Annotated in this window: 23 protein-coding genes; 19 read left to right on the plus strand and 4 right to left on the minus strand. The window is 63.3% G+C overall.

The window, feature by feature from the left end; translation table 11 throughout:
- Window position 1: 1 nt before the first annotated feature.
- Both NKG95_RS01700 and NKG95_RS01705 read right to left on the minus strand, forming a co-directional pair.
- Window positions 2-649, minus strand: a complete 648-nt coding sequence (locus tag NKG95_RS01700) for a thiamine phosphate synthase (protein WP_353020171.1) — start codon at window positions 647-649, stop codon at window positions 2-4.
- Between the two features lie 176 nt (window positions 650-825).
- A complete protein-coding gene (locus NKG95_RS01705) occupies window positions 826-1,710 on the minus strand; it encodes a DMT family transporter (RefSeq protein WP_352588241.1) in 885 nt (294 codons plus the stop codon).
- Between the two features lie 132 nt (window positions 1,711-1,842).
- Between NKG95_RS01705 and NKG95_RS01710 the strand changes: the two genes are divergently transcribed.
- On the plus strand, window positions 1,843-2,292 hold the full coding sequence (locus tag NKG95_RS01710) for an Lrp/AsnC family transcriptional regulator (protein WP_023719620.1): 450 nt from the start codon (window positions 1,843-1,845) through the stop codon (window positions 2,290-2,292).
- A gap of 95 nt (window positions 2,293-2,387) precedes the next feature.
- Window positions 2,388-3,158, plus strand: a complete 771-nt coding sequence (locus tag NKG95_RS01715) for a sulfite exporter TauE/SafE family protein (protein ID WP_353039795.1) — start codon at window positions 2,388-2,390, stop codon at window positions 3,156-3,158.
- A 40-nt stretch (window positions 3,159-3,198) separates the two neighbouring features.
- On the opposite strand, the gene NKG95_RS01720 is transcribed toward NKG95_RS01715, so the two are convergent.
- Window positions 3,199-3,750 (minus strand): DUF2269 family protein, encoded by a 552-nt coding sequence (locus tag NKG95_RS01720; protein ID WP_353039797.1) that lies wholly within the window; start codon window positions 3,748-3,750, stop codon window positions 3,199-3,201.
- A gap of 578 nt (window positions 3,751-4,328) precedes the next feature.
- Between NKG95_RS01720 and rcdA the strand changes: the two genes are divergently transcribed.
- The 17 genes from rcdA to ftsH all read left to right on the plus strand — a co-directional run bounded on the left by rcdA (window position 4,329) and on the right by ftsH (window position 19,020).
- Window positions 4,329-4,856 (plus strand): protease adaptor protein RcdA, encoded by a 528-nt coding sequence (rcdA, locus tag NKG95_RS01725; RefSeq protein ID WP_023719617.1) that lies wholly within the window; start codon window positions 4,329-4,331, stop codon window positions 4,854-4,856.
- A gap of 305 nt (window positions 4,857-5,161) precedes the next feature.
- A complete protein-coding gene (gene ruvC, locus NKG95_RS01730; protein WP_352480921.1) occupies window positions 5,162-5,674 on the plus strand; it encodes a crossover junction endodeoxyribonuclease RuvC in 513 nt (170 codons plus the stop codon).
- Window positions 5,675-5,730: 56 nt separating this feature from the next.
- The gene (locus tag NKG95_RS01735) at window positions 5,731-6,000 is read left to right on the plus strand and encodes an AbrB/MazE/SpoVT family DNA-binding domain-containing protein (RefSeq protein WP_353039799.1); all 270 of its coding nucleotides are present in this window, start codon (window positions 5,731-5,733) and stop codon (window positions 5,998-6,000) included.
- Window positions 5,978-6,400 carry a type II toxin-antitoxin system VapC family toxin gene (locus tag NKG95_RS01740; protein ID WP_352640139.1) on the plus strand — a complete coding sequence of 141 codons (423 nt, stop codon included), beginning with the start codon at window positions 5,978-5,980 and terminating at the stop codon, window positions 6,398-6,400. The genes NKG95_RS01735 and NKG95_RS01740 overlap by 23 nt, the downstream gene beginning before the upstream one ends.
- A 13-nt stretch (window positions 6,401-6,413) precedes the next feature.
- A complete protein-coding gene (gene ruvA, locus NKG95_RS01745; RefSeq protein ID WP_352494155.1) occupies window positions 6,414-7,034 on the plus strand; it encodes a Holliday junction branch migration protein RuvA in 621 nt (206 codons plus the stop codon).
- A 67-nt stretch (window positions 7,035-7,101) separates the two neighbouring features.
- Window positions 7,102-7,386, plus strand: a complete 285-nt coding sequence (locus tag NKG95_RS01750; RefSeq protein WP_352494156.1) for an AbrB/MazE/SpoVT family DNA-binding domain-containing protein — start codon at window positions 7,102-7,104, stop codon at window positions 7,384-7,386.
- Window positions 7,383-7,787, plus strand: a complete 405-nt coding sequence (locus NKG95_RS01755) for a type II toxin-antitoxin system VapC family toxin (protein WP_352494157.1) — start codon at window positions 7,383-7,385, stop codon at window positions 7,785-7,787. Before NKG95_RS01750 ends, NKG95_RS01755 begins: the two co-directional genes overlap by 4 nt.
- Complete coding sequence (gene ruvB, locus NKG95_RS01760; RefSeq protein ID WP_352494158.1) at window positions 7,784-8,824, plus strand: Holliday junction branch migration DNA helicase RuvB; 1,041 nt, start codon at window positions 7,784-7,786, stop codon at window positions 8,822-8,824. Before NKG95_RS01755 ends, ruvB begins: the two co-directional genes overlap by 4 nt.
- Before the next feature lie 125 nt (window positions 8,825-8,949).
- On the plus strand, window positions 8,950-9,420 hold the full coding sequence (gene ybgC, locus NKG95_RS01765) for a tol-pal system-associated acyl-CoA thioesterase (protein ID WP_023719610.1): 471 nt from the start codon (window positions 8,950-8,952) through the stop codon (window positions 9,418-9,420).
- A gap of 297 nt (window positions 9,421-9,717) precedes the next feature.
- Window positions 9,718-10,428 carry a protein TolQ gene (tolQ, locus tag NKG95_RS01770; protein WP_023719609.1) on the plus strand — a complete coding sequence of 237 codons (711 nt, stop codon included), beginning with the start codon at window positions 9,718-9,720 and terminating at the stop codon, window positions 10,426-10,428.
- A 9-nt stretch (window positions 10,429-10,437) separates the two neighbouring features.
- Window positions 10,438-10,896, plus strand: coding sequence for an ExbD/TolR family protein (locus NKG95_RS01775; RefSeq protein ID WP_352494160.1), 459 nt, complete (start codon window positions 10,438-10,440; stop codon window positions 10,894-10,896).
- 8 nt (window positions 10,897-10,904) lie between these two features.
- Window positions 10,905-12,062 carry a cell envelope integrity protein TolA gene (gene tolA, locus NKG95_RS01780; protein ID WP_353020179.1) on the plus strand — a complete coding sequence of 386 codons (1,158 nt, stop codon included), beginning with the start codon at window positions 10,905-10,907 and terminating at the stop codon, window positions 12,060-12,062.
- Between the two features lie 67 nt (window positions 12,063-12,129).
- On the plus strand, window positions 12,130-13,413 hold the full coding sequence (gene tolB / locus NKG95_RS01785; protein WP_502895839.1) for a Tol-Pal system beta propeller repeat protein TolB: 1,284 nt from the start codon (window positions 12,130-12,132) through the stop codon (window positions 13,411-13,413).
- A 295-nt stretch (window positions 13,414-13,708) separates the two neighbouring features.
- Entirely contained in the window at window positions 13,709-14,215 is a 507-nt protein-coding gene (pal, locus tag NKG95_RS01790; RefSeq protein ID WP_352480915.1) for a peptidoglycan-associated lipoprotein Pal, read from the plus strand.
- A gap of 187 nt (window positions 14,216-14,402) precedes the next feature.
- The gene (gene ybgF / locus NKG95_RS01795; RefSeq protein ID WP_023719604.1) at window positions 14,403-15,512 is read left to right on the plus strand and encodes a tol-pal system protein YbgF; all 1,110 of its coding nucleotides are present in this window, start codon (window positions 14,403-14,405) and stop codon (window positions 15,510-15,512) included.
- Between the two features lie 54 nt (window positions 15,513-15,566).
- Window positions 15,567-16,988, plus strand: a complete 1,422-nt coding sequence (gene tilS, locus NKG95_RS01800; RefSeq protein WP_353039802.1) for a tRNA lysidine(34) synthetase TilS — start codon at window positions 15,567-15,569, stop codon at window positions 16,986-16,988.
- Window positions 16,989-17,094: 106 nt separating this feature from the next.
- Window positions 17,095-19,020 carry an ATP-dependent zinc metalloprotease FtsH gene (ftsH, locus tag NKG95_RS01805; protein ID WP_023677989.1) on the plus strand — a complete coding sequence of 642 codons (1,926 nt, stop codon included), beginning with the start codon at window positions 17,095-17,097 and terminating at the stop codon, window positions 19,018-19,020.
- Window positions 19,021-19,615: 595 nt separating this feature from the next.
- Here ftsH and NKG95_RS01810 read toward each other — a convergent pair.
- Window positions 19,616-20,281 (minus strand): hypothetical protein, encoded by a 666-nt coding sequence (locus NKG95_RS01810; protein WP_502896311.1) that lies wholly within the window; start codon window positions 20,279-20,281, stop codon window positions 19,616-19,618.
- Window positions 20,282-20,909: the final 628 nt, after the last annotated feature.

Here is a 20,909-nt window from a genome sequence, read left to right on the forward strand (position 1 = left end):
GTCAGTCCTCGAAGCGCGGTGCGGTTTCGTCGAGCAGCGCGTTGGCGGTGGCAACCGCCGTCTTCGGATCGACGTCGCCGGCGAAAACCGCGCTGGAAAGCGCCACGAATTCGGCACCGGTGGCGGCGACAGCTTCCACCGAGGCAAGATCGGATCCGGCCATGACGATGCAAGGGATCTGGATCACGTCCGCCCACCATTGCCCGAGCGACAGGTTGCGGGGATGCGGCTCCGGCTTGTTGTCGTAGCCGAAGCGACCGAAGAAAATATAATCGGGCCTGACCTCGCCAAGTTCCAGCGCGTCGTCGCGGGTCTTGGCGCCGCCGGTGCCGACCATCATCCTGGCCTGGAAGTGTTCGATCGCTTCGGCGAGCTCGTCCTTGCCGACCTCGACATGGATGCCGTCGGCCTGGACGCGGCCGGCGATGCGGGTGTCGCCAGCAATGATGACGGCAATGCCGGCCGCTTGCGCCACCGGCACGATCTGCTCGGCAAAGGCCTGGAAGGCGGCCTCGTCCATGCCGTTTTCCGGCAGGATCAGCGAGGCGACGTCACCGCCGTCGAAGGCTGCGGCGATGCGCTCGGCCGGCACGTTCGGCGGCGCGATCAGCACGATACGGCAGCGGTTGGGGGGCGTTGCGTCATTCATTGGTGTTCGGTCCCGGTTATCGCCTATGCCGGGCGAAGATGGTTGCATTGCGGCATAGAGCAAAGTGCGGGGATTGAACAGGCGGCAGCGGGATCACGATTGCCGTCAAGATTCTATCGGGCTCGGCAGCATGGCTGCCGTTGGCCGAAATTCTCCTCGCCTGGTCGCTTGCGGCCCTACGCAGGCACCTTCGATTTCCACAGCGACCAGCCGAGGTTCATGCCGGCGGCGGCGACCAGGATGGCGGCGGCGCCGGCGATCTGCGCCGGATGCAGCCGGTGGCCGAAGGCGACGACGTCGACGAGGATGGCGACGACTGGATAGATGAAGGAGAGCGATCCCTGCAGATGCGTCGGCAGCTTCTGGATGGCGCCGTACATGAGGATGTACATCAGGCCGGTGTGGACGATGCCGAGCGTCGCCAGCATGACCCAGCTCCGCGCATCGACGGGAAGGTGCGTGAGATTGGCGAAGGGTGCCAGCATGAGAACGCCGACGCAGACCTGGATCAGGGCGATCAGGTGTGGTGGCGTGCCTTTGAGCTTCTTGGTGACGATAGCCGCAACGGCCCAGAAGAAAGCCGCGGCCAGCGCCATCGCAATGCCGGTAAAGTAATCCGTACCATGATCGCCTGCATCGGGCGCGGCCTGCACGATCAGCAGCATGCCGGCGAAGGCGATGCCGAGCCAGGTCAGCTTGGTCACCGTCAGCCGTTCGGAGAAGAAGAGCGCGCCAAAACCGACCAGCATGAAGGGCTGCGTATTGTAGACAGCCGTGGCGATCGAGATCGACGCGCGGGAAAACGCGCTGAACAGCAGCAGCCAGTTGATAACGATGGCAGCACCGCCGAGAGCCGCGATCGCGACAATGCGAAGCGACAGCCTGCCGCGCAGCAGTCCCAGCGCCGTGCAGATAACCAGCAGCGTTACCGCACCGAAGGCGCAGCGCCAGAACACCACGTCCATGATGGGTTGGCCGGACAGGACGACGAACCAGCCGATCGTGCCGAGGATCGCCATCGCCGCAGTCATTTCGATCGTGCCGCGTACCGTGTTGTCCATGGATGCTCCTGAAACCCGTTGAGATTTTATAATCCCACGGCGGATCGGGCCTTTCCATGACTTGTAGCTGGTGATATGCAGAACGAACCTAATTTAATTAGGTAAACATCGGCTTTTTCTTGGAATTGTAAAATGCTGGACGAGCTCGATAGAAAGCTCCTCGATATCCTGGTCAGGGATTCACGGACCTCGCTGAAGGAACTGGCGCTGCAGGTCGGGTTGTCGTCACCAAGCGTTTCGGAGCGGCTTCGGCGGCTTGAGGATCGCGGCGTCATTCGCGCGTTCACCATCGACATCGATCCGCAGGCGCTCGGCTACGCCTTGCAGGCGATCGTTCGCATCCGGCCGTTGCCCGGTAAGCTGCACATCGTCCAGAAGCTGATCGAGGAAATCCCGGAATTCGGCGAATGCGACAAGGTGACGGGCGATGACTGCTTCGTTGCCCGGCTGTTCGTCCGCTCGATCGGCGAGCTCGACGGGATTCTCGACCGCATCGCCGACAAGGCCGAAACCAGCACCGCCATCATCAAGGCGCAGCCGATCCGGAGACGCCCGCCGCCGCTCGACATGCCAAACATGTGACGGGCTCCGGTGGCGTGGCCCACGTATTTGCGGTCGCGGTCTGGCCATTTCTGGTCTATTCCAGAGTTCAACTTTCCCTCCAGCCTCCTTTCCCCATGTCAGGCCTGCTCATCGATCCCTGGTTCTATGCCGCGGCCCTGCCGGCCGTCATCCTCGTCGGCCTGTCGAAAGGCGGCTTCGGCGGCGCCGTCGGCTTTGTCGGCGTGCCATTGATGGCGCTGACCATGCCGCCGGTTCAGGCTGCCGCAATTCTTCTGCCAATTCTGTGCCTGATGGACATTGTCTCGGTGTGGACATGGTGGGGTATCTTCGACCGCAAGATGCTGGCCGACATGATGCCGGGTGCCGTGATCGGCATTGCCCTTGGCTGGCTGACGGCGGCACTTGTAACCGAAGAGATGGTCCGGCTGATCGTCGGCGCGGTCGCCCTGATCTTCGTGCTGCGCTGGCTCTATTTGCAACTCCGCCACGGTGCCGGCCACGCGGCGGAGCCCAACCGCGTTGCCGCCGGCTTCTGGGGTACCGTTGCCGGGTTCACCAGCTTCGTCGCCCATGTCGGCGGCCCGCCTTTTCAGGTCTATGCGTTGCCGATCAGGCTGGATCCGAAGGTGCTGTCCGGCACCGCGGCGATCTTCTTCGCCGTCACCAATGCACTGAAGCTCATCCCCTATTTCGCGCTCGGCCAGTTCGACACCACCAATTTGACCGCGTCGGCGGTGCTGATGCCGCTGGCGCCGCTGTCGACAATCGCCGGCGCCTGGCTGGTGCGGCGGATGCGGCCGGAGCTGTTCTATCCCTTCACCTATGCGACCGTGGCGGTCGTCGCGGTCAAGCTTCTGTGGGACGGCATCGCCGGCCTTCTGTAAGACGGCGGCCCCAGGCGGCCGCCGCCGGATTCCTTAAACCTCAGGCGGCACTCGGCAGCAGCGGCCGCGTCCTGCCAAGCGCGAGAGCAGCGCCGGTTGCCAGCACGAACGCCATGCAGCCAAGAATGGTGATGTCGTGCAGTGTCGGCTTCAGCACCATGTCCGCGATGATCATCAGCATCACCGAATAGTCGAAGCGCGCGGCATTGAGGACGCGCTGGCCCTGGGCAAGCACCGCCGGCGTCACGCCATCCTTGGCGATCATGCCTGCCATGCGGTCGGCAGTCGGCTTGAAGACGAACATGCCGATGCAGAAGGTCGTCGCATAACCGGCAAGGCCGATCAGCACCCACAAATCGGAAAAGCCGACCCAGAAGCCGCACATGATGAGGCCGAAGAGCAATGTCAGCATCGACATCGGCGCGAAGAACCGGTTACCGAGCTCGCCAGTGGCGCGCATCGCCTGCAACATGCCTTCGACGTTTCCAGCGCGGTCGGCGCGTGCCGCAAGCAGCATCAGGGTGAAGCCGCCGCCGACCCAGAGGATCGCCGAGACGATGTGCAGAAATTTAACGGCCGAGTACCAGTCCATTGTTCGCTCCTTGAGAAATTTTCATGATTGCCGGAGCGCAATTTTGCTCCGCCTCGTTGCGAGGAGCGGGCGTTTAGCGCGGCGCCTGTTTCGGAACGATGTCGCGCGGCGAGCGGATCTGTTTCGGTATGTCGGTCACGATCTGGAGGAACCGTGGCGCAAGCGCGTCGCCCCCACTTTCCAGCCGGTGGTGAGAGCGGCGGCTTAGCCGGCCATCTGTGCTGTTACGGCACAGATGCTGGGCGCTTGATCGAAAAATATGCCCTGCGTTAAGGCTTTGTTAAGCTTTACAGGCGTTTACTATGTCCATCCAGTGATCTGGATTCTTACCGAGTGGTTGGAGCCACTTTGTTTGACGCCTCCCTGTTAAACTCCTGAGAGCCGCCTTATCCGCGGCTCTTTTTTTGTTCGCCGGCATGGAGCCCCTTGGGCCAAATGCGGCCGTTAACCGTTTGTTAAACATGTGCTTGCCTTCGCCGGCAGCGAAGCGCATTTTCAAGCTTCAGTCGTTTAGGCTGCCGGATATGGCGGCCAAGAGCCGAATCGGCCGGCTGTCAGGCAAGTGCAGGGGCGCAGCGATGAACGAGCCTTCGAAGGCGAGCGCGAACACCATCAAGCTGGCGGAGCGCCGGGTTTTCTCCCAATCCTTCAAGCCCCTCTATCAGGAAGGCATGGGCTTGGTCGAGCAGGCGGCCGAATATCTCGACGGCAAGGGCCGCGCCGAGGCCAAGAAGCTGTCGAGGCTGGCGGCGACGCTTTATGCGGCCGAGTCGATGCGGCTGACCACCAGGCTGATGCAGGTCGCCTCGTGGCTGCTTTTGCAGCGGGCGGCGAATTCCGGCGAGATGACCCGCGATCAGGTGGCTTCCGAAAAATCCAAGGTGCGTCTCGACACCGCCTCCGCGCATGACGAGGCGCCCGGCTGGGCCGAGCTGCCGACGGATTTCGTCGACCTCGTCAACCGCTCGCTGCGCCTGCAGGCGCTGGTGCGCCGCATGGACGAGGAGATCTATGGCGGCCTCGCCGAGGTGCCTCAGTCGAGCCGTCGCCTCAATCCGGTCTCCGACCAGATCACGTTGCTCAACACGGCTTTCGCCCGCGGCTGAGAGACCGTTTGGAAACTCTACTCCAGCGGCCATCTGGCGGCGTTTTCTCCGCTTACCTGCAGCGCCGCGTCCTTTTGGACGCGCAAAGGACACTGCAGCACTTTGATTGCGCATGATCCCCTCGGGATCACGCGTGGGCTCACGGACCAAATGTCCGTTGCGCTCCGGTTCTCGAAACCACCACCATATGACTCGCCGGAGCGACTTTCGAAACGGTCTCAGAGGCTTTGTGGACATCACGAGCCCCGTTTCTGGTTTGTTCACATTTCGCTGGCATCGCTGCCCGCCGAAGGTAGACTTGGCGGATGGGGGAAGCGATTCGCATCATCGGCATCGATCCGGGGCTTAGGCGCACCGGCTGGGGCATCGTCGAAAGCCTTGGCAATTCGCTGCGCTTCGTCGCTTCCGGCACAGTACGGTCCGACGACAAGGCGGCGCTGGCGGTGCGTCTTTGCCAATTGCATGACGGGCTTGCCGAGATCCTGCATGCCACGATGCCGCACGAGGCGGCGGTCGAGCAGACCTTCGTCAACAAGGATGCCGCGGCGACGCTGAAACTCGGCCAGGCACGCGGCATCGCCATGCTGGTGCCGGCGCGCGCCGGCCTTGCCGTTGCCGAATATGCGCCCAACGCCGTCAAGAAGGCGGTGATCGGCGTCGGCCATGGCGACAAGAAGCAGATCCATATGATGGTCAAGGTGCTGATGCCGAAGGCGACTTTCGACACCGACGACGCCGCCGATGCGCTGGCCATCGCCATCTGTCACGCGCATCACAGGCAGAGCATCGCCTACAGGATGGCGATGCTGGCCGAATAAGTTTGTTCTTGACTTGTTCTCCAGTGAACAATAAGTAATACCAACGAGGTATTACCATGCGCGTTACCACCAAGGGCCAAGTGACCATCCCGAAGGAAATACGGGATCATCTGGGTATCGGCCCGGGCTCGGAGGTGGAGTTCGTCCCCACCGAGGACGGTGCTCGTGTCCTTGCGGTCGACGAAAACATGTCGAAGGAGGAAGCCTCGCGCAGATTCAGCCAGATGCTCGGCCGTATGGCTGGTACGCTGGATCTGGGGGGCATGACGGCGGACGAATATGTGGAATGGCTGAGGGGCCCGCGTGAAGACCTCGACATTGATTGACACAAATGTCCTGATCGACGTTTGGGGTCCTGCCGGACAGGAGAGGAAATGGTCGGCGTCGGCGATCACCGCATGCCGGCGCGACGGCGCGCTTGTCATCAACACAATCGTCTGGTCCGAACTCGCGCCGCTGATTGCAACGGAGCAGGCCCTTCGCCAAGCAGCCGACATGCTCAAGATCGAGCGTGAACTCCTGCCGTGGGAAGCGGCCTTCCTCGCTGGTGTCACGCACTCCCGCTATCGCCGCGCCGGCGGCCTCCGCGAACGAGCGCTGCCGGATTTCTTTATTGGAGCCCATGCGGTTGTCGCTGGGCATCGCCTGCTGACGCGCGATGCCGCGCGCTATCGCAGTTATTTCCCGGACCTCGATATCATCTCTCCGGAAACCCACCCGGCATGATCGGCACGCTCAAATGATCGGCAAGCTAAAAGGCACGTTGGACGAGATCGACGAGGATTTCTGCATCGTCGACGTGCATGGCGTCGGCTATGTCGCCTATTGCTCGGCGCGCACGCTTGCCGCATTGCCGCCGCCCGGCGAGGCGGTGATATTGTTCATCGAGACCTATGTGCGCGAGGATATGCTGCGGCTCTATGGGTTCCAGTCGGTGCTGGAGCGCGAATGGTTCCGGTTGTTGATGAACAATGTGCAGGGCGTCGGCGCCAAGGTGGCGCTGGCAATCCTGTCGACGCTGGCGCCGGCCGACCTCGCCAATGCGATTGCGTTGCGCGATATCGCCATGGTCAGCCGCGCGCCGGGTGTCGGCAAGAAGGTGGCGGAGCGCATCGTCACCGAGTTGAAGAACAAGGCGCCGGCCTATGCGGGCACTGCCTCCGGCACCATCGGCCTGAGGCAGGAGCTCGGCGAGGGCGTTGCTTCGGCGCCGATTACAGACGCCGTCTCGGCGCTGGTCAATCTCGGCTATTCGCGCGACACCGCCGCCAATGCGGTGGCGGCGGCGCTGAAGACGGCAGGCGAGGAAGCGGACGCATCGAAGCTGATCCGCTTCGGGCTGAAGGAGCTGGCACGGTGAGACGTTGCTGGAAAGTGAAATTCCGACTACTATGTGATCGGTAAGAATTTTCTCCAGGAGTAAGAATATGGGCGCATATGCCAGTCTGACCTCCAAGGGACAGCTTACGATCCCAAAGGACGTCCGCGACGCCTTGTCGCTCAAGACAGGCGACACGATCGCCTGGACAGTCATGGATGGTTACCTGATCGGAACGCCGCGCAACCTCGGATTTGCCGACCTCGCCGGGTTCTTGGGAGATCCGCCTGGCGGTCCCGCTACGCTGGAGGAAATCGACGCCGCTGTGCGGGATGCGGTCGGCCGGCATGTTGTCGGGGATAGACCAAATGACGGACAAGAGGGTGCCGCTTGACGTCGATCGGCATCGATACCAACGTTCTGCTTCGCATGGTGCTCAACGATGATCCGGAGCAGCGGGCGAAGGCGCTTGCGTTCGGCCGCGGCCTCAGTCTGGAAATGCCCGGCTTCGTGAGCTTGATCGTGCTGGTCGAATTCAGCTGGTCGTTGGCTTCGCGCTACAGGCAGCCCAAGGAACAGGTGCTGGCCGCGATCCAGAGGCTGCTCAAGATCAAGACGCTGGAGTTCGAAGACTTCGATGCCATCGTCATCGCGCTCGAACGATCGAATTCAGTGCAGGTCGACTTTGCCGACGCGTTGATTGCGGAGCACAATCGAAAATTAGGTTGCACGCACACGGTCACCTTCGATCAGCGCGCTGCCAAGGCCATTCCCGGTATGGAACTGCTCGCATGAGCCTTTCGCCACGCCTCATTGCTCCCGACAAACGCGGCGAGGATGCCGAGCAGACCTTGCGGCCGCAGACGCTCGGCGACTTCGTCGGCCAGGCGGCGGTGCGGGCCAATCTCAAAGTCTTCATCGAGGCCGCCAAGGGCCGCAGCGAAGCGCTCGATCATGTGCTGTTCGTCGGCCCGCCCGGCCTCGGCAAGACGACGCTGGCGCAGATCATGGCGCGCGAGCTCGGCGTCAATTTCCGCTCGACCTCCGGTCCGGTCATCGCCAAGGCCGGCGATCTCGCGGCGCTGCTCACCAACCTCGAAGACCGCGACGTGCTGTTCATCGACGAGATCCACCGGCTCAACCCGGCGGTCGAGGAAATCCTCTATCCGGCGATGGAGGATTTCCAGCTCGACCTGATCATCGGCGAGGGGCCGGCGGCGCGCTCGGTCAAGATCGACCTGGCCCGCTTCACCCTCGTCGCCGCCACCACCCGGCTCGGCCTGTTGACCAACCCGCTGCGCGACCGCTTCGGCATCCCGGTCAGGCTCAATTTCTATTCCGTCGAGGAACTCGAGCAGATCGTGCGGCGCGGCGCCCGCATCCTTGCCATGCCGCTCGGTGACGACGGTGCTTTGGAGATCGCCCGGCGGGCGCGCGGCACGCCGCGCATCGCGGGCCGGCTGTTGCGCCGGGTGCGCGACTTCGCCAGCGTTGCCGGCGACGGCCATGTCGACCGCAGGATCGCCGACGAGGCGCTGACGCGGCTGGAGGTCGACGGGCTCGGCCTCGACGCGCTCGACCGCCGCTATTTGTCGATGATCGCCCGGAATTTCGGCGGCGGGCCAGTCGGCATTGAAACCATCGCCGCTGGGCTTTCCGAGCCGCGCGATGCCATCGAGGACATCATCGAACCCTTTCTGATCCAGCAAGGCTTTATCATGCGCACGCCGCGCGGCCGCGTGCTGGCGGCCAATGCCTGGCGGCATCTCGGCCTCGACGCGCCGAAGGACCTGGCGCAGCAGCAGATCAGCCTGTTCCAGGAAGAGCCGTAAGTTCCGCTGCTTATGGCTTCGGTGCTGGCAGTTCCCGGCCCCGCCCTCCAGGTCTTGATCATCGCCGGTCTATGCGCAAAACAGGTGTTGCTTAAAACAGGGCCCGTCGGGCCAAAAGGACAGCAATGGACGATCACCGTGAATCGGCATTGTCCGCCGGGCTTTCCGGCGCGCTGACGGAATTCGGCCATCGATTGATGGCGCGGGTCTATTATGCAGACACCGATTTTTCCGGCGTCGTCTACCACGCGCGCTATCTCGAGTTCTTCGAGCGCGGCCGTTCCGATTATCTGCGCTTGGCCGGCGTCCACCACACCGAGCTTGCCGAGGGCAAACATGGCGAGAAAATAGTCTGGGTGGTGCGGCGCATGGAAATCGATTTCCGCGGTTCGGCCCGCATGGACGACATCCTGACCATCGATACGCGCACCGACGAGATTTCCGGTGCGCGGATCGTCATGGCGCAGCAATTGAAGCGCGGCAGCGAAGTGCTGGTCGAGGCGCGGGTCGAAGCGGCGATCGTCGGCGACAACGGACGGCCGCGGCGCTTTCCCAAGGACTGGATCGCAGCCTTCATGCCCAGAACGCGCAAATAAGGGTTCAGAGGCGGACGATCCCGGAGCTCTCGGTTAGGGGGCCAGGACCGCCGGCGGCTCGTCGGGGCGCGGCAATGCGCCGCGCTGTACGTCCTAACCCATCCTTAACCATAACGGTCCATGAAGGGATTGGTTAAGATTGGGAGAATCCAAGCGCCTTCCTTTCACCAATATTTGCCCCGAAAAGGCCGCCAATGGTGCATTTGGGGTTATTCCGCCAGCTTAACGCGAACGGACCACAAGGGATGCCCATGGGCCAGCCGCCAGCCACGCCCGGAAAATCTTTAAGGACGTAACATGGAAAACATCGCTCTCGCCGAACCGGGCGCGCATTTATCGATTTGGGCCTTGTTCATGCAGGCCGGTTGGGTGGTCAAGCTGGTCATGATCGGGCTGCTCTGCGCCTCGATCTGGACCTGGGCGATCATCGTCGACAAGCTCGTCGCCTATGCCCGCATGCGGCTGGCGCTCAATCGCTTCGAACAGGTGTTCTGGTCGGGACAGTCGCTGGAAGAACTTTACCGCACGCTCGCCGACCGCAAGACGACCGGCATGAGCGCGATCTTCGTCGCCGCCATGCGCGAATGGAAGAAGAGTTTCGAGAAGGGCGCGAAATCGCCGCTCGGCCTGCAGACCCGCATCGACAAGGCCATGGATCTGGCGCTGACCCGCGAGATGGAAAAGCTGGAAGGGCGGCTCGGCTTTCTCGCCACCACCGGCTCGGCGGCGCCCTTTATCGGCCTGTTCGGCACGGTTATCGGCATCATGACCTCGTTCCAGGCGATCGCCGCGTCGAAGAACACCAGCCTGTCGGTGGTCGCGCCCGGCATCGCCGAGGCGCTGCTGGCGACGGCCATCGGCCTGCTCGCCGCCATCCCTGCCGTCATCGCCTACAACAAGCTGTCGTCCGACGCGAGCAAGATCGCGGTGCGCATGGAAGGGTTCGCGGATGAGTTCTCCGCCATACTCTCGCGCCAAATCGATGAAAAAGTCGTGCAGAAGGCCTGAGGAACGATCATGGGAATGTCCGTAAGCGCAGGTGGCGGAGGACGCGGCGGGCGCGGCCACAGGCGGCGCGGCCGCCATCACGCCCTGATATCGGAGATCAACGTCACGCCGATGGTCGACGTGATGCTGGTGCTGCTGATCATCTTCATGGTCGCGGCGCCGTTGCTGACGGTCGGCGTTCCGGTCGATCTGCCGGAAACTCAGGCCAAGCCGATTGCGGCCGACACGCAACCGATTACCCTATCAATCAATGCCGCCGGCCAGATTTTCATTCAGGAAACCGAGATCCCGATCGAGGAACTGGTGGCAAAGCTGCAGGCGATTTCGAAGACCGGCTATGACGAGCGCATTTTCGTTCGCGCCGACAAGGCAACCAATTATGGAGCGGCTCTGAAGGTCATGGGCTATGTCCAAGCCGCTGGCTACAAGAACATGAGTCTCCTGTCACTGCAGGAACAGGATCAGTAGACAAGAACATGCGGACCGGCCTCACCACATCGGTGATCTTGCATACGGTGGCGCTGGCCTTCGGCCTGTTCACGTTGTCCTCGCCGCCCGCGATGCCCGCGTCTGATGCGGAATCGGTGTCGGTCGAGATCGTGCCGATGGAAGCGACGGCGCAGATCCTGCAAGGCGACAAGAAGGCTGTGATGCACGACAAGCCGGCCCCGCTGCCGACGCAGCGTCCCGACATCGTTCCCGATGCCCAGAAAATCGGCGATAACAGCGTCGACACCGACAAGCCGCCGACACCTGAGCCCAAGCCCCAGCCAGTCGATATGACGGCGGCTCCGCCACCCGCGCCGACGCCAGTCGAAAAGCCCAAGCCTGAGGACGTGCCGAAGCCGAAGGAGCAGCCGAAGCCTATTCCCGCTACGGAGGTAGCGCCGGTGCCGCAGCCGAAGGAGGAGGTCAAGCCCGAACCGGTCAAGCAGACCGAGCCCAAGCCGACGCCCGCCAAAGAGCCGACGCCCACCCCGCCGCAGGACAAGACTGCCGCGATCGATCCGCAGCCCGAGGTCAAGCCGGATGCCGTCGCCGAGGCGATTGCCAAGCAACCGCCAACCGAGGAGGCGCAGCTTCCGGACTCGGCGCCAGCACCCGAGGCTCGGCCGAAGCCGCAGCCGGCCCAGGCCGAAAGCGCCAAGGCGCCGGAGCGCAAGGACGCCGACAAGCCGGTCAAGGAAGCCTCGTCCAAGCCGAAATCGGACGACAAGCAGTTCAACGCCGACGAGATTTCGGCTCTGCTCGACAAGCGGAAGCCGGCCGGTGGCGGCGCCAAGCGCTCGACCCAACAGTCTTCGCTCGGCGGCGACAAGGATCAGGGCCAGAAGCTTTCGAAATCGGAGCAGGGGGCATTGGAAGCCCAGCTTGGTGGTTGCTGGACGCTTCCGGCAGGGCTCGAGGGCTCGGAAAATTTCGTCGTCGTGGTCCGGTTTAATCTGGACGCCTCCGGCAAGTTGGATGGCCGGCCGAGCGTTGAAAAGTCGAGCGGAAACCGCCCGTTTGACGAAAGTGCAGTGCGCGCGGTTCAGAAATGCGATGTGGCCGGCTTGCAAGTTCCCGCGGGCAAGCAAGACATCTGGTCCGACGTTCGGGTCACTTTCGACCCCAGGGAGATGCTCGGCCTTTAGGCCCGGCGCCCACAGAGTCAGCGAAGAAAAGCGAGAAGACATGAAATCCATCCTCAAGCCGCTCCTGATGATCGTAGCGATGGCGCTGGGCATGACTGCCGCCGCCACCTTGCCGGCGCGGGCGCTCGTTGAGCTCAACGTCAACAAGGGTAATGTCGAGCCGTTGCCGATCGCCATTACCGATTTCCAGGGTGGCGATGCACTCGGCGCCGAGATTTCCGGCATCGTCAGTGCCGACCTGAAACGCTCCGGCCTGTTCGCGCCGATCGACAAAAGCGCTTTCATCGAAAAGATCTCGAACCCGGATGCCACGCCGCGCTTCGAGGACTGGAAGGTGATCAATGCGCAGGCGCTGGTCACCGGCAGTGTCGGCAAGGAGGCTGACGGCCGTGTCCGCGCCCAGTACCGGCTGTGGGACACCTTTGCCGGCCAGCAGATGTCGGGCGAACAGTTCTTCGCCAACGACGCCAATACCAGGCGCGTCGCCCACATCATCGCCGACGCCATCTACGAACGGCTGACCGGCGAGAAGGGCTATTTCGACACGCGCGTCGTCTTCATCGACGAGTCCGGTGCCAAGAATGCGCGCAAGAAGCGGCTTGCCATCATGGACCAGGACGGCGCCAACGTCCGCTATCTCTCGAACGGCAAGTCGATCGTGCTGACGCCGCGCTTCTCGCCGAACCGGCAGGAAATCACCTATATGTCCTACGAGAGCGGTCAGCCGCGGGTGTACCTGCTGCAGATCGAGACGGGGCAGCGCGAGCTGGTCGGCAATTTCCCCGGCATGACGTTTGCGCCGCGCTTTTCGCCGGACGGCCAGAAAGTAATCATGAGCCTTCTGCGCGACGACGGAAATTCCAACATCTTCGCCATGGACCTGAGAAGCCGCTCGACGACCAGGCTTACCAACTCGACCGCCATCGATACGTCGCCATCCTACTCGCCCGACGGCAGCAAGGTGGTGTTCACCTCGGACCGCGGCGGCCGCGCGCAGATCTATGTGATGGGCGCCGACGGCTCGGGCCAGACCCGCATCTCGTTCGGCGACGGCGTCTATTCGACGCCGGTGTGGTCGCCGCGCGGCGATCTCATCGCCTTCACCAAGCAGACCGGCGGCGAATTCCAGATCGGCGTCATGCGCACCGACGGTTCGGGTGAGCGCATCCTGTCCACCGGCTTTCAGCAGGAAGGGCCGACCTGGGCACCCAACGGCCGGGTGCTGATGTTCTTCCGCGATTCCAATGGCGGACCAAAACTTGTGTCGGTCGACCTCACCGGCCGCAATGAACAGTCGATCCCGACAGCGAACTTCGCCTCGGATCCGGCCTGGTCGCCGCTGCTGGAATAGGCTGGAAGAGGATGTTCAACTCGAGCGTCCTTTGCTCCCAGTTGCACGCCGGCAACGGTCGCCGAAAAGCGCCGTTTCCGGCCTTGTTTTCACCCGATGGTCGCGTTTTGGCCGCATTTCCGCCTACGGTCCGCGCTCATTGTGGCTCATAGGGTGGCTCCTCAGGGTATCCCCTGCATAGGGCTGCGGACGGCAGCCGAAACCAAATTTTAACCGTGTTTCTTGAGCGCCGGTTAACCCAAACGTGGTTACTGGACGATCAATGAAATCACTCGAATTGCGAAGGAGAGGCGGCATGGGCCGTATCGCAGCACTTACCACAAACCCGGTCATGATCGCGCTGGTCGCGATGCTCGCGATCACCGGTTGCGCCTCGAAGAAGACGCCAAACAGCGCCGCCGATCTCGGCCTCAACGGCGCTGGTGCGGCAACGCCCGGGTCAGCCCAGGACTTTACCGTCAACATCGGCGACCGCATCTTCTTCGACACCGATTCGTCGTCGATCCGCGCCGATGCGCAGACGACGCTGGCGCGCCAGGCACAGTGGCTGAACCAGTACAAGCAGTATGCCATCGTCATCGAAGGCCATGCCGACGAGCGCGGCACGCGCGAATACAATCTGGCGCTCGGCGCCCGCCGTGCTGCCGCCACCCGCGACTTCCTGGTCGCCAAGGGCGTTTCGGCGCAGCGCCTGAAGACCATTTCCTATGGCAAGGAGCGTCCGGTCGCGGTTTGCGACGACATCTCCTGCTGGTCGCAGAACCGCCGCGCCGTAACCACCCTGGGCGGCGCCGGCTCCTGATCGGCATAAATGCAACACTTGGTGCGAAAGGCGGCCAAAGGGCCGCCTTTTTCATATCTGCCCGCTCCAAACAAAATTTGGCCGAAGTCTCACGTCCTGTTAAGAGCCGAGAGCGTCTGGCTAGTCCCAGTTGGCTGGTCTACTTCGAGTGAGAGGCGCGCAACAACGGTTTCACGGCGAGAGGCACATGCATTTCAGATCGGTCTTGAGCGGCACGCTTGCGCTGCTGCTCGTATCAAGTATCGCGGCACTTGCTGACGGGGCAAGCGGCACCGAGCAGTCATCGGAAAGCGGCTTTTCCTTCCATCTGCCGACGATCAAACTGCCCGGCATTTTCGGTGAAAAGAAAAAGCCGGATCAGGTTCAACTCGCGCAACAGGATGGCACCGGCACACCGGCGCTGGAGGAACAGCTCCGGCAGATGAACGGCAAGATCGAGGAACTCAACTTCCAGGTCCTGCAGATGCAGGAGCAGATCCGCAAGCAGCAGGAAGACAACGAATTCCGCTTCCAGCAGTTGGAAGGCGGTCCGCAAGGCGCGCAGCAGCCGGCCGAGCAGAAGAAGTCCGAGGCGGCGCCCAACAGCGACAACCCCAACGGCGACAGTAACGTGGCGGAGGCGCCTGCAACGCAGGCTCCGGCCGCTGCCGACACGCCGCCAGCCGGCGACAAGAGCGTCGAGGACGTCATCGTCGAATCGCCCAACGGCGATCCCGGCAAGCTGATCCCCGGCGCGCCGCCCAAGACGTTCGGCACCATCACCGTCGACAAAAACGGCAATGTCGTCGAAGCCGACGGCAATGCGCAGGCGAACGCGCCGGAGCAGAATACGGCCCCAGCCAACGGCGCCAACGCAGCCGGCAACAAGGCCGGCAAATCCGACGATACGGTGGTCGCGGCACTCCCCTCGACCAACGACCCGGAGGAGCTTTACCGCAACTCTTACCAGTTCATCCTGTCGGGCGACTACAGCACCGCCGAACAGGGCTTCCGCGACCATATCGCTCGGTTTCCCCGGGACGCCAAAGCGGCGGACGCGCATTACTGGCTCGGTGAATCGCTGCTCGGCCAGCAGAAATACCGCGATGCGGCCGAGACTTTCCTCGCAGCCAGCAAGGACTATCCCAAGGCCAAGAAAGCGCCAGACATGCTGCTGAAGCTCGGCGTTTCACTGGTCGGGCTGAAGCAGCGCGACGTGGCCTGTGCCACCTTCAGCGAGATCGGCAAGCGCTACCCCGATATTTCCGGCGCGCTCAAGGAGCGGGTCAAGCAGGAAAGGGCACTCGCGGCGTGCTAGTTTTTCTGTTGCACGTCGTTGCCCCAAAACCGGGCCCACTTTTGGGCGACATGCATGACGCTCGACACCGAGCCTGATCTTTCGGATTTTTCGCGGATCGACTTTTCCAACGGCGCTGTTGTGGCCGTGTCCGGCGGCAGCGACTCGACCGCCCTTCTCCTCCTCCTCAAAGCCCATCTCGACCGTACCGCACCGGCAACGAAATTGCTGGCGGTGACGATCGATCACCAATTGCGGCCGCAAGCGGCAGCGGAAGCGCAAGCCGTGGCCAGGCTGTGCGCGGCGCGCGGCATTGCCCATCGCATCGTCGTCTGGTCGGGGCACAAACCAGCGACCGGCCTGCCCGCCGCCGCGCGCGAAGCCCGATACCGGCTGCTCGCCGAGGCCGCCGAAGCGGCAGGCGTCGGGCTGATCCTGACCGGCCACACCGCCGACGACCAGGCCGAGACCGTGCTGATGCGGCAAGCGCGTGACGAGGTGCCAAGTGAGGAGAGGCCGCGGGGCCTTGCCGGCATGGCGCCGGCAACCCTCTACGACTGGCGGTACTGGATCGTGCGGCCGCTGCTCGGCGTGCGGCGTGCGGCGCTGCGCGAATTCCTCCGGCGCGAACAGGTCGCTTGGGTCGAGGACCCGACCAATGCCGACACTGCTTTCGAGCGCCCGCGCGTCCGCGCAGCACTTGTTGAAGGCGACGATGCGCTTCGCATGGCTGAAACGATGGCGCTGGCCAGAAAGGCGGCGGTCGAGCGTGAGCAGTTAGGACAGCGCGCGGCCATGCTGATCCGCGGCTTGGTCTCGAGGCCAGCCGCCGGCCTCGTCCGCCTCGACCGGGATTTTGCGACGGGCGCCGACAGCCGGGCGGCTATTTATGCGCTGCGCATCCTGCTGGCGGCGACCGGCGGTACCGCCTTCCTTCCCGACCAGGCCCGCAGCGAAGCCCTTTTCGGCCGGCTCCGGGCCGGGGCGCTTTGTGCCACATTGTCGCGGAGCGTGGTCGATGCCCGGCGTACCGGCATCTTTCTGCATCGTGAGTTGCGCGATCTGCCGCCCGCTGTTGCGGTTTCCGACAATGCCCTTTGGGACGGCCGCAGACGGATCACATTGAGCGACAGTTCAGGTGCATTGTTGATCGCGCCGCTGTTGATTGCCCCGCTCGGGGTGGCTCTTGCCGCAAAGCGGGCAATTGCCGGGCATGGCACGCCGGCAAGCCTTGTGCGTGCCGCCTTGGCCGCCGAACCAGCGCTATGGCGGGATGGCGAATGCCTTGGTCTGCCTGGGCAAGGCCCGGGTTTGCCTGAGGAAAGCCCGATGCCGGCGGCGGTCGCCGCATATCCGGCAGTCGCGCCCTTCGCCCGTTTCCTGCCGTCCTTCGATCTGGACCCGGCCGATGCCGTCGCCGCGTTGCTTGGCGCGGCGCCGGTTCCAGCCGCGCCATTCGGCGGCCACAGTGCCGGCCTACCACGGGCGAAAGCTTAACCGAGACCTGCTGTTATGCTTGGCAAGGGGAGACGCTCTCCCTATGTTAGGGCCAAGTTTCCTCTCACGACGTGCGTCCGCCCAGCGGGCGCCAACGGGACAATTGATGAATCCAAATTATCGCAACCTCGCGCTCTGGGCGATCATAGCGGTCCTGCTCATCGCTCTCTTCAATCTTTTCCAGACGCCGCAGACGCGTGGAGCCTCGAGCGATGTCCCCTATTCGCAGTTCCTACAGGAGGTCGCGGCGGGACGGATCAAGTCGGTGACCATCGCCGGCGCCCGTATCTCCGGCAACTACACGGACAGCTCCAACGGCTTCCAGACCTATTCGCCTGGGGACCCGTCGCTGGTTTCGCGGTTGCAGGACAAGAACGTCACCATTAATGCGCGTCCTGAATCCGACGGCTCCAATTCGCTGTTCGGCACCCTGATCTCCTGGCTGCCGATGATCCTCATCCTCGGCGTCTGGATATTCTTCATGCGCCAGATGCAGTCCGGTTCCGGCCGCGCCATGGGCTTCGGCAAGTCGAAGGCGAAGCTGTTGACCGAAGCGCATGGCCGCGTCACCTTCCAGGACGTCGCCGGCGTCGACGAAGCCAAGGAAGATCTGGAAGAGATCGTCGAGTTCCTGCGCGACCCGCAGAAATTCCAGCGGCTCGGCGGCAAGATCCCGCGCGGCGTGCTGCTCGTCGGTCCTCCCGGAACCGGCAAGACGCTGCTCGCCCGCTCGGTCGCCGGTGAAGCCAACGTGCCGTTCTTCACCATTTCCGGCTCGGACTTCGTCGAGATGTTCGTCGGCGTCGGCGCAAGCCGCGTCCGCGACATGTTCGACCAGGCCAAGAAGAACGCCCCTTGCATCATCTTCATCGACGAAATCGACGCCGTCGGCCGCCATCGCGGTGCCGGCCTCGGCGGCGGCAATGACGAGCGCGAGCAGACGCTGAACCAGCTGCTGGTCGAGATGGATGGCTTCGAATCCAACGAAAGCATCATCCTGATCGCCGCCACCAACCGGCCCGACGTGCTCGATCCGGCGCTGCTCAGGCCGGGCCGCTTCGATCGCCAGGTGGTGGTGCCGAATCCCGACATCGTCGGCCGCGAGAAGATCCTGAAGGTGCATGTGCGCAACGTGCCGCTGGCGCCCAATGTCGACCTCAAGGTGATCGCACGCGGCACGCCGGGCTTTTCCGGCGCCGACCTGATGAACCTGGTCAACGAGTCCGCCCTGATGGCGGCGCGGCGCAACAAACGCCTCGTCACCATGGCCGAATTCGAGGACGCCAAGGACAAGATCATGATGGGCGCCGAGCGCCGCTCGTCGGCGATGACGCAGGCTGAGAAGGAGCTGACAGCCTATCACGAGGCCGGCCACGCCATCCTGGCGCTCAATGTGCCGTCGGCCGATCCGCTGCACAAGGCGACCATCATCCCGCGCGGCCGGGCACTCGGCATGGTCATGCAGCTGCCGGAAGGCGACCGCTATTCGATGAGCTACAAATACATGATCTCGCGCCTCGCCATCATGATGGGCGGCCGTGTCGCCGAGGAGTTCAAGTTCGGCAAGGAGAACATCACCTCAGGCGCCTCCTCCGATATCGAGCAGGCGACCAAGCTGGCGCGCGCCATGGTGACGCGCTGGGGCTTCTCCGACAAGCTCGGCCATGTCGCCTATGGCGACAACCAGGAGGAGGTGTTCCTCGGCCATTCGGTGGCGCGCACGCAGAATATCTCGGAAGAGACGGCGCAGATCATCGACGCCGAAGTGCGCCGGCTGATCGACGAGGCCTATTCGACGGCAAGGTCCATCCTGACCAAGAAGAAGAAGGAATGGATCGCGCTGGCGCAAGGCCTGCTCGAATACGAGACGCTGTCCGGCGAGGAGATCAAGCAGCTGATCGCCGGCAATAAGCCCGCACGCGACCTCGGCGACGACACACCGCCGAGCCGCGGCTCGGCCGTGCCGAAGTCCGGCCGCCGCAAGAAGGGCCCCGAGCCCGAAGGCGGTATGGAACCCCAGCCGTCAAGCTAGGCTCCGGCCCAGGAGAGATCGACTTCGAAACGCCGCGGCTCTGACCGCGGCGTTTTTCTTTGGGGAATGCGACCCTTCCTGCATCGCTGGAAATTGGCGAAAGTGACGATGACGGCCAATCTCCCCCCTCGCGGGGGAGATGTCCGGCAGGACAGAGAGGGGCGCGAAGGAACGCGGCCTTCTATCGTCCTCGTTGACGACTTCGGGAAGATCGACAAGGCGCGCCGGTGAAGGAAATTCGCAGTTTTTTGCCGACGGCGCCACATTTTGTTCTTGCTTTGTGCCGGCAGCTATGCTACTAATTTGCGTATGGTGCCAATTGGCTCCAACGACCCGCCCGCCGAGGCGGGTTTTTTGTTTCAGGCTCCTTCGACCAAACGTGGCGCGTGCTGCCGACCATCGATGTCGGCGGGACAGCGCCCCTCTCTGTCCTGCCGGGTCCTGCCGGACATCTCCCCCACGAGGGGGAGATCGCTAGAGCGGCGGCCGACTGCGCGCGGATGCCGCCTCTTCGGAACGCGCGGCAGCATGCAGCAACAAAAAAGCCCGCGAACCTTGCGGCTCGCGGGCTCATGTCGTCGGATGATGGCGCTGGTCAGCTCTTCAGCTTGGCGTTGCAGAGGCTGTAGAAGCCGCCGCCCTTCTGGATCCACCTGAGGCCGCCCAGCGTGTTGGCGTCCTTGTTGGCGTAATACAGGTCGAGGCAGGTGTGCATGCGGCCCTTGGCCGGGGTCTCGGTAGCGTATTTCTTGGAGATCGCCGTCGGGAATTTCACGCCCTGGGGGGCGGTGATGGTCGGCGCTTGCGGATCGCCGGTGTACTTCGCATCGGGAGCCGGCAGGGTGTCGTCGTCGTCGGCTGCGCCGGCGCCGCATTGGCTCTTGCGGAAGTCGTTCCACTTCATACCGTTCAAAGTATTGCCGGACTTGGCGGCCTGATATTTGGCGCTGCAATCAGCCATGCTGAGGCCTTTGCCGGTATCGGTCGCGGCAGCTGTCGTCGCCTTGGCAGGTGCCGCGGCAGGTTGTGCCGCTGCAGTTGCGCCGGCGGCGCATTCACTCTTGCGGAAATCGTTCCATTTCATGCCGTTGAGCGTGCCGGCAGCCTTGGCGGCCTGGTATTTGGTGCTGCATTCCTTGGCCGTCAGGCCCGGCGCAGCGTCGTCGGCGGTGGCTGCCGCAGCCTTGGTCGTGGCGGCGGGTTGTGCGGCTGCCGTCGCGTCGGCGGCGCACTGGGTCTTGCGGAAATCGTTCCACTTCATGCCGTTCAGCGTGCCGGCGGCTTTTGCCGCCTGGTACTTGGTGCTGCACTCCTTCGCCGTCAGCCCAGGCGCCGCATCGTCGCCGGCGGCTGCCTTGGTGGTGTCGGCGGCCTTGGCCGTGGCTTTGGCTGGGGCGGGATCGGTCGTAGCGGCGGTGGCATCGGTGCCGCATTGGGCCTTGCGGAACTGGTTCCAGTTCTGCCCGCCAAGCGTTCCCGCGTCCTTGGCCGCGTTATACTTGGTGCTGCACTCGGCCATGGTCAGCGCATTGGCAGGCGCCGCCAGGAATAAGGTCGCGACGGCAAGACCCGTCAAAGTGGCAAGTCGATGGATGAGCATGCGTTTTCTCCCTATGGCGGTTCATGATATGTCCCAGTGCAGCAATAGCGCTCAACGGCTGGTTGCGCCAGATGCTAAGTAGCGTAGAGACAATTTAGAAGTGCATTCTTTTCTTTAAGGTGATGAATTCGTTGCCGGGACTGTTTCCCAGCCAAGTTCGTCCGGGTGCATTGCACGGAGAGCGCGCATATGGCTCGTTCCCAGCGAGGACACTGCGTCGCATGACAGCCAGTCAAATCGGCGGGTGCGACGGACCTGAGCCTACCTCTGTCTGAAGCAGCGCGATGCG

This window comes from Mesorhizobium sp. M1423, assembly GCF_040317575.1.
Classification (GTDB): domain Bacteria; phylum Pseudomonadota; class Alphaproteobacteria; order Rhizobiales; family Rhizobiaceae; genus Mesorhizobium.

What these genes read in the sequence shown, in the direction of transcription:
- NKG95_RS01700 (WP_353020171.1), bottom strand. Translation starts at nt 649, where the DNA reads ATGAATGACGCAACGCCCCCCAACCGCTGCCGTATCGTGCTGATCGCG.
- NKG95_RS01705 (WP_352588241.1), bottom strand. Translation starts at nt 1,710, where the DNA reads ATGGACAACACGGTACGCGGCACGATCGAAATGACTGCGGCGATGGCG.
- NKG95_RS01710 (WP_023719620.1), top strand. Translation starts at nt 1,843, where the DNA reads ATGCTGGACGAGCTCGATAGAAAGCTCCTCGATATCCTGGTCAGGGAT.
- NKG95_RS01715 (WP_353039795.1), top strand. Translation starts at nt 2,388, where the DNA reads ATGTCAGGCCTGCTCATCGATCCCTGGTTCTATGCCGCGGCCCTGCCG.
- NKG95_RS01720 (WP_353039797.1), bottom strand. Translation starts at nt 3,750, where the DNA reads ATGGACTGGTACTCGGCCGTTAAATTTCTGCACATCGTCTCGGCGATC.
- rcdA (WP_023719617.1), top strand. Translation starts at nt 4,329, where the DNA reads ATGAACGAGCCTTCGAAGGCGAGCGCGAACACCATCAAGCTGGCGGAG.
- ruvC (WP_352480921.1), top strand. Translation starts at nt 5,162, where the DNA reads ATGGGGGAAGCGATTCGCATCATCGGCATCGATCCGGGGCTTAGGCGC.
- NKG95_RS01735 (WP_353039799.1), top strand. Translation starts at nt 5,731, where the DNA reads ATGCGCGTTACCACCAAGGGCCAAGTGACCATCCCGAAGGAAATACGG.
- ruvA (WP_352494155.1), top strand. Translation starts at nt 6,414, where the DNA reads ATGATCGGCAAGCTAAAAGGCACGTTGGACGAGATCGACGAGGATTTC.
- NKG95_RS01750 (WP_352494156.1), top strand. Translation starts at nt 7,102, where the DNA reads ATGGGCGCATATGCCAGTCTGACCTCCAAGGGACAGCTTACGATCCCA.
- ruvB (WP_352494158.1), top strand. Translation starts at nt 7,784, where the DNA reads ATGAGCCTTTCGCCACGCCTCATTGCTCCCGACAAACGCGGCGAGGAT.
- ybgC (WP_023719610.1), top strand. Translation starts at nt 8,950, where the DNA reads ATGGACGATCACCGTGAATCGGCATTGTCCGCCGGGCTTTCCGGCGCG.
- tolQ (WP_023719609.1), top strand. Translation starts at nt 9,718, where the DNA reads ATGGAAAACATCGCTCTCGCCGAACCGGGCGCGCATTTATCGATTTGG.
- NKG95_RS01775 (WP_352494160.1), top strand. Translation starts at nt 10,438, where the DNA reads ATGGGAATGTCCGTAAGCGCAGGTGGCGGAGGACGCGGCGGGCGCGGC.
- tolA (WP_353020179.1), top strand. Translation starts at nt 10,905, where the DNA reads ATGCGGACCGGCCTCACCACATCGGTGATCTTGCATACGGTGGCGCTG.
- tolB (WP_502895839.1), top strand. Translation starts at nt 12,130, where the DNA reads ATGATCGTAGCGATGGCGCTGGGCATGACTGCCGCCGCCACCTTGCCG.
- pal (WP_352480915.1), top strand. Translation starts at nt 13,709, where the DNA reads ATGGGCCGTATCGCAGCACTTACCACAAACCCGGTCATGATCGCGCTG.
- ybgF (WP_023719604.1), top strand. Translation starts at nt 14,403, where the DNA reads ATGCATTTCAGATCGGTCTTGAGCGGCACGCTTGCGCTGCTGCTCGTA.
- tilS (WP_353039802.1), top strand. Translation starts at nt 15,567, where the DNA reads ATGACGCTCGACACCGAGCCTGATCTTTCGGATTTTTCGCGGATCGAC.
- ftsH (WP_023677989.1), top strand. Translation starts at nt 17,095, where the DNA reads ATGAATCCAAATTATCGCAACCTCGCGCTCTGGGCGATCATAGCGGTC.
- NKG95_RS01810 (WP_502896311.1), bottom strand. Translation starts at nt 20,281, where the DNA reads ATGAAGTGGAACGATTTCCGCAAGACCCAGTGCGCCGCCGACGCGACG.